Source organism: Candidatus Binatia bacterium (genome assembly GCA_036493895.1).
GTDB lineage: Bacteria > Desulfobacterota > Binatia > UBA1149 > CAITLU01 > DATNBU01.
The window spans coordinates 33,249-42,194 of sequence record DASXOZ010000039.1 but is presented as its reverse complement, the minus strand read 5'-3'; the positions used below and the strand labels follow the sequence as shown (position 1 = coordinate 42,194).

Below are 8,946 nucleotides of genomic sequence, written 5' to 3'. Positions count from 1 at the left end.
GTGCGCCCGGCTGGATTCGAACCAGCGACCACCGGCTTAGAAGGCCGGTGCTCTATCCGACTGAGCTACGGGCGCGTGAAGTGACGTCATCGCTTCCGCAAACGGCCGATCCGGACGATCGACCCGGAACGGACGCGGCGGAAAAATGGTCGGGGTGAGAGGATTTGAACCTCCGACACCCTGCTCCCAAAGCAGGTGCGCTACCAGACTGCGCCACACCCCGGAAATTGCAGTATTTCGCGCCGAAGCGACAGTTTCAATCGCGTGGTCGACTGGGAGGCCCGAGGGCGCTACGAATGCCGTCCGAGCGACGCTGAGGCCTGGCCCGCGGCGCCGCGCTTCGCGATGCGAGCAGATGCCATTCCCCTTGTCGGCGCGAAGAGCGTCGAGGTCGAAACCGTGGCGACCGTCCCGGCGCGGGAAGAGGTCGACCGCCTGCTTCTCCCACCGCTTCGGGAGCGGGCGCGCGACAGCCTGTGGTTCCTTGCGATCGCGCAGTCGATCTACGCGATCACGCTTCTTTTCTCGCAGGGTCCTTCCTTCGAGTTGCGCGCCGGGCTGAACGCGATCCGCCTTGGCGTGCTCTTTGCCAGCGTCCATGTGCTGCGCGGCGAGGGTTCGCGGCGCAACACGCTTTCTATCACGATCGGTGCGCTCGCGGTCCAGTTCGCAATCGGTGTGGCGATCTCGGTGGTTCGCGCCGACGCGTTTCCGATGATCCTGCTCGTGCTCGCGCTGACGAGCCTGAGCTCGGTGCTGATTCCCTGGGGCGCGCTGGCTCAGGGAGCCGTGTCGGCGACGGCAGGACTGAGCCTCCTCGTCGCATCCACGATCGTCGACCACACTACCGGCGTCCGCCACATCGGCTTCGATGCCGGCGCCACGATGGCGACGCTCCTTGCGCTGACGACGTACATCGCGCACTTCCTCGACGCCTCGCGCCGCAGCCTGGAGCAAAGGCTGGCCGAAGCGCGGGCCAGCGACCTCGAGCTGGCCGCGCTGAGGACCCAGCTCGAGCGCCGCGTCGCCGAGCGCACGGCCGACCTCGAAATGGCCAATCGCGAGCTCGAGGGCTTCAGCTATACGGTCTCGCACGACCTGCGTTCCCCGCTGCGGACGATCGCGGGGTTTACGCAGATGATCCTCGACGACGACGACGGGCGTCTCGACGACGCGGCCCGCTCCAACCTTGCGAAGATCCGCCAGGCCAGCCGCCGCATGGACGGCATGATCGACGACATGCTGCTGCTCGCACGCGTCGGCCGCGGCGCGCTTCGCTACGAAACGGTGGACCTGGCCGCGCTGGCCCGCACTATCGGCGAGGACCTCGCCAACGAGTTTCCCGATCGCCGCGTCGAGCTTTCGGTCGAGGCGGTGCCCGTCGTGCAGGGCGATCACGCACTGCTGCGCATCGCTCTGGACAACCTGCTGCGCAACGCGTGGAAGTTCACCGCCACGCGCGAGGTCGCGCACGTGTCGGTTGCGGGCGAGCGAAACAAGGCCGGCATCGTCTGCCGCATCACCGACGACGGGATCGGCTTCGACCCGCGTTTCCGGCCCAAACTCTTCCATCCGTTCGAGCGTATTCACGGCGATTCCCGTTTTCCGGGAACGGGAGTCGGGCTGGCCACGGTTGCGCGCATCGTCAGGCGCCACGGCGGCGACGTCGACGCTCACGGCTGGCTGGGGGAAGGATCGACGTTCGAGATCACGCTGCCGCTTCGTCGCGGCACTTAGCCGCCCCCACGATTCCGCTCGCGGCAAAAATCGCGACAAAAAAACTGCGAAACGATCAGCTTTTCGCGATCACTTCTTCGACAGAGGCAACGACGGCGTCGACGACCTCGCCGATCTGCGCGTCCGTCAGGTCGTAGAACACCGGAAGCGAAATCTCGCGCGCAAAATTGTCGTAAGCGACCGGGTAGTCGGCCATGTCGTAGCCGAGCGAACGGTAGAAGCTCATGCGCGCCAGCGGCTGGAAATGCACGTTGACCGAAACGTCGCGGTCGAAGATCTTCTGGATGATCGCATCGCGCTGGCTCTCGTCGATCCCGCGCACGCGAAGCGGAAACAGATGGCACGACGACGTTCGGCCGTCGCGGTCGAACACTGGAATCTCGGCCCACGCATGCGGCCGAAGCTTTTCTGCGTAGGCCTCCATGATGTGCCGGCGCCGCACGAGCGTATCGGCGTCGTAGCGCTCGAGCTCGACCAGGCCGATCGCCGCGACGATGTCGGTCATGTTGCACTTGAAGCCGGCCTCGACGATGTCGTACTTCCAGTTGCCCTTTTGCGACTTGGCCAGCGCATCCTTGTTCTGGCCGTGCAGCGTCTTCACGCACAGCTTGGCGTAGAGCTCCTCGTTCGAAAACGGCGTCGGAAGATTCAATGCCACCGCGCCGCCTTCGGCGGTCGTCAGGTTCTTGACGGCGTGGAACGAGAATACGGTAACGTCGCACAGGGCCCCGGTGCGACGGCCCTTGTAGCGCGCGCCCACCGAGTGCGCCGAATCGGCCAGCACGAGAATGCGTCCGAGCGCCTTTTGCTCCGGCGTTGCCGGCTGGAACTCGGAGGCACGATCGCGGACGAGCTGGTTGAGCGCATCGTAGTCGCAAGGCCAGCCGCCGATGTCGACCGGCATCACGACCTTGGTCCTCGGCGTGATCGCCGCTGAAACTGCAGCGACCGAGATGTTGAAGTCCTCGGCGTCGACGTCGACCATCACCGGCGTCGCGCCGCAGTGCACGACGACGTTGGCGGTGGCCGCGTACGTGTAGACCGGCACGATCACCTCGTCGCCGGGCCCGACCCCGAACCAGCGCAGCATGATTTCCATGCCCGCGGTGGCCGAGTTCAGGCACAGCACGGCGGGCGCCCCGCAGTAAGCGGCCAGGTTCTTCTCGAACCGCTTGGTCCTCGGACCGGTCGTAATCCAGCCGGATTTCAAGGCTTCGACGACTTCGTCGATGATCTTCTGGTCGATGCGCGGAGGGGAGAACGGGATCATGGCTGGTCCTGGGCGGCCGGGAGTGGGAAGCGGGCTGCAGACTAGGACGTGCAGCCGCGTATGGGAAAACGGGGCTGCGCGCTCAGGTTCTTGCTTCGGCGCGGGACGCGGCAGAAAGTCGGAGGTTCCCTCATGACGCAGCGCTCGAGCCCCCTCGGACTTTTCGCCGCCGACGGCCTGACGCCGGAGGCCGTCCGCATCCTCGCATCGTTGTCGAGCCTGTTCGGCGGCCTGACGTTCGCGCTCGGCGTCGCCGGGGTTGCCGGCTGGTCGTGGGACGTGCCGGTGCTGCGTCACCTGATCAGCGGCTTTCCTGCCATCCGGCCGCTGAGCGCGATGTGCCTCGGGTTCCTCGGCAGCGCCCTTTACTTCTACTCCGGGTGGCCTCGCCTCTCCTCCGTGCTGGCCGCGCTGGCCGTCGCAATTGCCGTGCTGTCGCTCGACGATCGCCTCGCCGGCGCCGAGGCCTTCGTTCGCAGCCTGATCGTGCACTCGAGCCTCGAGTCGAGCGACATTCGCGAAACGATTGCGCGCGGAGTGTTCACGACCCCGATCGCGGCGGCAGGCTATGCGTTGCTCGCCCTCGCGCTGATCATCGGACGTTCTCCGAGGCTGGTCAGCGTCGCACAGTCGGTGACGATCACGGTCATGTTCGTCGCGCTCGTGCCGGTGCTCGGCTTCGTCTACCGGGTCGATTCACTCAGCTCGCCGCTGCTGTCGTCGAGCCCTTCGTTGGCGGGGTCAGCCGGGATCGCGTTGCTGGCCATCGGCATCCTGTGCACGAACCCGAAGCGCGGAACGATCGGCCTGCTCGCCGGAAGCACGGCCGCAAGCCGTGCGGCGCGGCGCCTGATAGTTCCCGCACTCGGCCTGCCGATGCTTCTCGGCGGCCTGTTCATTTACGCTCGCAAGGTGGGCGAGCTCGACCTCGACGCCGCCGTGCCGAGCTTCGTGTGCGCCCTCGCGGCCACCCTGAGCGGCTCGGTCCTGTGGGTGGCGCGCGCCGGGGCGCGCATGGAAATCCTTCACCGCCGCGGCGAGGAAGCGCTGCGCGAGATGGCCGACAGCTCTCCGCTGATGACATGGATGTCGGATGCCGCCGGCAACTGCTCGCACGCGAACCCGGCCGCGCTCGCATTCCTCGATGCACCGCTGGAGACCGTGCTGACGGCGGGCTGGCAGAGGTTCACGCATCGAGACGACATCGAGACGCTCGAGAGGCAGATCCGCGCGGCGATCCGCCTGAAGCGCCCGTTCTCGTCCGAGTTCCGCGTGCGTCACAGCGACGGAACTTGGCGCTGGCTGCTGAGCACCGGCATGCCCCGTTTCACGCCGACCCACGAACTGAGCGGCTACACCGGCTCCTGGGTGGACGTCACCGAGCGCAAGGATTCCGAATACGCGTTGCAGCGCTTCGCCTCCGAGCTGGAGGGCCACGTGCTCGAGCGCACGGCTGCGCTCAGCGAATCCAAGGAAGAGCTGGCGCGGCAATCCGCGCTTCTCGAGTCGATCGTCAAGAGCATGGGCGATGCCGTGATCGCGATGGCGACCGATGGCGAGGTGCTTCTGGCCAACGACGCAGCCGTGAGGCTGTTCGGCGTGTCGAAGGCCGATGCTTCGGTCAACTCTCGCGCTCCCGAGTACGGTTTCTTCCTTCCCGACGGCGCGACGCCGTTCCCTACCGAAGACCTGCCGCTCATCCGTGCGCTCGCCGGCGAGAATTCGGACAACGTGATGCTGATCGCGCGGCACAACCTGGCGCCAGAGGGCATCTGGATCCGCGTGACGGGCAGGCCTTTGCGCAACAGCGAAGGCCGCATCATCGGCTCCATCATCGTCGGCCGCGACGTGACCGAATTCGAACACGCGCTCGAAGCGACCCGGCGCCTGGCCTCGGTGGTCGAATCGTCGGGCGATGCGATTCTTTCGGTCAATCTCGAGGGCCGCATCGTCACGTGGAACGGCGGTGCCGAGCTGATGTACGGCTACCCGGCAGCCGACGCGATCGGCATGCCGCTCGAGCGCCTGGATCCGGCGCCGGACCACGGCGCCATCGCGGCCGCGCTCGAAATCCTCGAGCGCGATGCGCCGCTTCTTCGCGGGGAGGCGGTGGGCCGCCGGGCCGACGGCAGCCTCGTCGACATCACGACCACGATGTCGCCGATCCGCGACGAGAGCGGTCGCATCCACGCGATCTCCGTCGTCCACCACGATGTGAGCCACCTCAAGGCCGTCGAGCGCAGCATCCAGGCGATGAACGACGAGCTGGAACAGCGTGTGCGCGACCGCACGGCCGCGCTGGTCGCTGCCAACCACGACCTCGAGAACTACGCATCGTCGGTGGCGCACGACCTTCGCACCCCGCTGCGCGCGATTGCGGGCTTCGCGCGTGTCTTCGAGGAGGACTACGCGGAAACCGTTGGATCGGAAGGGCGACGCGTGATCGGGATCGTGCGCAAGAACGCGCAGGACATGGGCGCGTTCATCGATGCGCTGCTGCAGTTCTCGGCCGTCGATCGCCAGGCGCCGAACAAGGCGCAGGTCGATCCGATCAAGGTGGTGCGCGAATGCGTGGACTCGCTCGGCCAGGAATGCGCGGATCGCGAAATCACCTTCCATGTCGGTGACCTGCCGAGCTGCCGCGCCGACCGCGCGTCGCTCAAGCAGGTGTTCCTCAACCTGCTCGCCAACGCCGTCAAATTCACACGGCGCAGCGAAAAAGCGCACATCGAGGTCGGCAGCCGCATCGAAGCGACGGGCGACACGGCATACTTCGTGCGCGACAACGGCGTCGGCTTCGACATGTCCAACACGAGGCGCCTCTTCGGGATTTTCCAGAGGCTTCACGCGCCGGGCGACTTCGAAGGCACGGGGCTCGGCCTCGCGAACGTCGCACGCATCGTCGCCGCCCACGGGGGCCGGGTCTGGGCGGAAGCCGAGCCCGGCAAGGGCGCGACGTTCTACTTCATCATCGAGCAGCGGGAGGGGACGGCATGATCGTCGACGCAACCAGCGCAGTGGATATCCTGCTGGCGGATGACAACGAGAACGACATCGAGCTGACGATCCGCGCGTTCCGCAAGCACCGCATCGTCAACAGCATCCAGGTCGTGCGCGACGGCCAGGAAGCGCTCGAATACCTGTTCTGCACCGGACGCTACGGCCATCGCACCATGGCCGACCTGCCGAAAGTCGTGCTGCTCGACGTCAAGATGCCGTTCGTCGACGGCATCGAAGTGTTGCGGCGCATCCGCACCGATCCGCGCACCCACGAGCTGCCGGTGGTGATGCTCACCTCCTCGAGCCTCGATCGCGATGCCATCGAGTGTTACAACCTCGGCGTCAACAGCTACATCGTAAAGCCGGTGGACTTCGAGCAGTTCCACGAGGCGGCCCGCATCATCGGCTTCTACTGGTTGTTCCTGAACAAGCCCCGGCCTCACGAAGAAGCACCGGCCTGAATCCCGGCCAGTAGCACCCGAACGGCCGCCGCCCGGTGGCTGCGCGCGTTCTTCTCGGCAGGAGCGGCCTCGCCGAACGTGCAGCCGAGGTCGTCGCGGAAGAAGATCGCGTCGTAGCCGAAGCCGTTCGTTCCGCGCTCCGCGTCCGCGATCGTCCCTTCGCAGCGACCCTCGACCACCAGCTCGGTCCCATCGGCTCGAACCAGTGCCAGCACTGCGACGAACGCGGCTGCGCGCTGGCGCACGCCCTGCATGCGACGGATCACCAGCAGGTTGTTCGCATGGTCGTCGCAGGCCTCGCCGGCAAAGCGCGCCGAGCGAACGCCCGGCTCGCCACCGAGCGCATCGACCACCAGCCCCGAATCGTCCGCCAGGACGTTGCATCGCGGCAGCGCTGCCGCGAAGGCGCGCGCCTTGAGCAGCGCGTTGTCGGCGAACGTCTCGCCGGTCTCGTCGACGTCGAGCGCGACGCCGTGGTCCGACGGCAGCTCGATCGCGATTCCCGAGCCCTCGAAGAGGTAGCGGAAATCGCGCAGCTTTCCCTTGTTGGTCGTGACGAGGACGAGCGACTTCATGGGGTTGCAGGCTGGCGAAGGCGGAGGCGAAGGACCGAAACGGCGGGTCAGCCGGCGGCCGTAGCCTCCGGATCGCGCGCCGGAGCGAGCGTGAAGAAGATCGTCGCCCCGGCTTCGACCTGGCCGTCAGCCCAGACGCGGCCGCCGTGGCGTCGCACGATGCGATCGACGATGGCCAGGCCGACGCCGGTGCCGTCGAATTCGCCGGGAAGGTGCAGGCGCTGGAACGGAAGGAACAGCTTGTCGGCGTACTTCATGTCGAAGCCGGCGCCGTCGTCCTGCACGAAAAAGACGACTTCCCCGCGCTCGCGACGCGAGCCGAACTCGATGCGTGCCGACGGGTGACGGCTCGTGTACTTCCACGAATTGCCGAGGAGATTCTCGACGACCATCCTCAGCATCGACGGATCGCCGCTTGCACCGAGATCCTGCGTGATCTCGAAGTCGACGTCACGCGCCGGTTCGGCGCGCCGCAGCTCCCCGACGATCGACGTCGCGATGGACGCAAGATCCACCGGGCGCCTCTCGATCGCATTGCGGGTGACCCGCGAAAGATTGAGCAGGTCCTGGATGAGCTGGGCCATGCGCCTGGTGCTTCCGCGCACGCTTTCCAGGTACTGGACGCCTTTCTCGCCGAGCAGGTCGCCGAATTCGTCGGTGAGCAGCTGGCTGAAGCCCTCGATCACCCGCAACGGGCCGCGAAGGTCGTGCGAGACCGAGTAACCGAACGCTTCGAGCTCCTTGTTCGCCGCGGCCAGCTCGGCCGTCCTCTCGTGCACGCGCTGCTCGAGGGCCTCGTTGAGACGGCGGATCTCGTCGTGGGCGCTGCGCACCTCGGTGACGTCGGTCAGGCAGCCGGTGATCCCGACCGCGACACCGCCGACGACATGGCGACGGCTGCTGCTGCGACACCAGCGAAGCTGGCCGTCCCTGGCAAAGATTCGAAATTCGATCGGCTCTCGCCGCCGCTCGAGGACTCGCGACAGCGACGCGATCAGGAACGGACGGTCGTCCGGGTGCACGAAATCGGTAAAGGAGCGGCCGAAAAGCTCCTCGGGCTTGTGGCCTGTCATCTGCTCGACGACGGGGCTGATGTACGTAAAGCGCCCGGTCTCGTCGAACGTGTAGATGACGTCGTTCATGTCCTCGACCAGTGAGCGGTAGCGCTCTTCGCTGTGACGCAGCGCCTCCTCGGCAACTCGCCTTCGCTCGTTGTCGCGCTCGAGCTCGCCGGCGTGGCGAAGCGTCGCCTCCAGCAGTTGCACGCTTCGCAGGCTGGCGGCCGCGTGCGCCGCGAACAGCGAGAGCAGGTGCGCATCGTCCTGGTCGTACTTGCGCCCGGTCGTGTATTCCCCGACGCCGAGCGCGCCGACGAGGCGGCCTCCGGTCGTCATCGGCACGAGCAGAACCGCGTGCACGCCGTGGGACGCGAGTTCCGGCAGCCGGTGCTCCCATGTCTGGTAATCATCGACGAGGAGCGGGCGGCCGGTGGCCGCAACGCGGCCGGTCAGGCCGTGATGAAGCGCGAAGCGCGTACCGGCCGTCAGGCTTCCGTGCCGCGTCGCAGCGACGACCATCTCGCGGGACGCCTCGTCATGGAGAAACACGGAGGCGGACGAGCTCTCGAGGAGCGCGACGACACGCTCGAGCAACGTTTGCAGGAGCGTCGGGACATCGGTGAGCAGCGACAGGTCGCGCAAGGCCTCGTGCAGCGCCGCGAGGTCGTGGGCGCGCCGCTCGAGCGCGCTCGCGTGCGAAGTACGTAGTCTGTTTTCGGCAGCGCCTGACATCGCGAAGGGCGAGGGAATCGCGGGAACGCCGAAGGTTATGACAGTCCTCGTTGTCCGCCAAGGATTTTCCGGCCTGAGGCCGCATCGCCCGTTCGGGCGCGGGCCGAAGCCGG

6 protein-coding genes and 2 tRNA genes are annotated in these 8,946 nt (G+C 66.8%); 3 read left to right on the top strand and 5 right to left on the bottom strand.

Annotated features, from left to right (window positions below):
• Window position 1: 1 nt before the first annotated feature.
• A tRNA-Arg gene (locus VGK20_09980) sits at window positions 2–75 on the bottom strand.
• Between the two features lie 71 nt (window positions 76–146).
• Window positions 147–223, bottom strand: a tRNA-Pro gene (locus tag VGK20_09975).
• Between the two features lie 122 nt (window positions 224–345).
• Between VGK20_09975 and VGK20_09970 the strand changes: the two genes are divergently transcribed.
• Window positions 346–1,737 (top strand): ATP-binding protein, encoded by a 1,392-nt coding sequence (locus tag VGK20_09970; GenBank protein ID HEY2774361.1) that lies wholly within the window; start codon window positions 346–348, stop codon window positions 1,735–1,737.
• Between the two features lie 55 nt (window positions 1,738–1,792).
• Here the strand turns inward: VGK20_09970 and VGK20_09965 are convergent, their stop codons facing one another.
• Window positions 1,793–3,007: a DegT/DnrJ/EryC1/StrS aminotransferase family protein gene (locus VGK20_09965; protein HEY2774360.1), complete on the bottom strand. Its 1,215-nt coding sequence runs from the start codon at window positions 3,005–3,007 to the stop codon at window positions 1,793–1,795.
• Between the two features lie 132 nt (window positions 3,008–3,139).
• Between VGK20_09965 and VGK20_09960 the strand changes: the two genes are divergently transcribed.
• Together VGK20_09960 and VGK20_09955 are read left to right on the top strand one after the other, a co-directional pair.
• Window positions 3,140–6,004 carry a PAS domain S-box protein gene (locus VGK20_09960; protein HEY2774359.1) on the top strand — a complete coding sequence of 955 codons (2,865 nt, stop codon included), beginning with the start codon at window positions 3,140–3,142 and terminating at the stop codon, window positions 6,002–6,004.
• Window positions 6,001–6,468, top strand: a complete 468-nt coding sequence (locus tag VGK20_09955) for a response regulator (GenBank protein HEY2774358.1) — start codon at window positions 6,001–6,003, stop codon at window positions 6,466–6,468. Before VGK20_09960 ends, VGK20_09955 begins: the two co-directional genes overlap by 4 nt.
• Here VGK20_09955 and rdgB read toward each other — a convergent pair.
• Complete coding sequence (gene rdgB / locus VGK20_09950) at window positions 6,447–7,043, bottom strand: RdgB/HAM1 family non-canonical purine NTP pyrophosphatase (GenBank protein HEY2774357.1); 597 nt, start codon at window positions 7,041–7,043, stop codon at window positions 6,447–6,449. The genes VGK20_09955 and rdgB overlap by 22 nt on opposite strands.
• Window positions 7,044–7,090: 47 nt before the next feature.
• Window positions 7,091–8,833 carry a PAS domain S-box protein gene (locus tag VGK20_09945; protein ID HEY2774356.1) on the bottom strand — a complete coding sequence of 581 codons (1,743 nt, stop codon included), beginning with the start codon at window positions 8,831–8,833 and terminating at the stop codon, window positions 7,091–7,093.
• Window positions 8,834–8,946 lie beyond the last annotated feature (113 nt).

Coding starts and splice junctions, on each gene's coding strand:
- VGK20_09970 (HEY2774361.1), top strand. CDS start 346: ATGCGAGCAGATGCCATTCCCCTTGTCGGCGCGAAGAGCGTCGAGGTC.
- VGK20_09965 (HEY2774360.1), bottom strand. CDS start 3,007: ATGATCCCGTTCTCCCCTCCGCGCATCGACCAGAAGATCATCGACGAA.
- VGK20_09960 (HEY2774359.1), top strand. CDS start 3,140: ATGACGCAGCGCTCGAGCCCCCTCGGACTTTTCGCCGCCGACGGCCTG.
- VGK20_09955 (HEY2774358.1), top strand. CDS start 6,001: ATGATCGTCGACGCAACCAGCGCAGTGGATATCCTGCTGGCGGATGAC.
- rdgB (HEY2774357.1), bottom strand. CDS start 7,043: ATGAAGTCGCTCGTCCTCGTCACGACCAACAAGGGAAAGCTGCGCGAT.
- VGK20_09945 (HEY2774356.1), bottom strand. CDS start 8,833: ATGTCAGGCGCTGCCGAAAACAGACTACGTACTTCGCACGCGAGCGCG.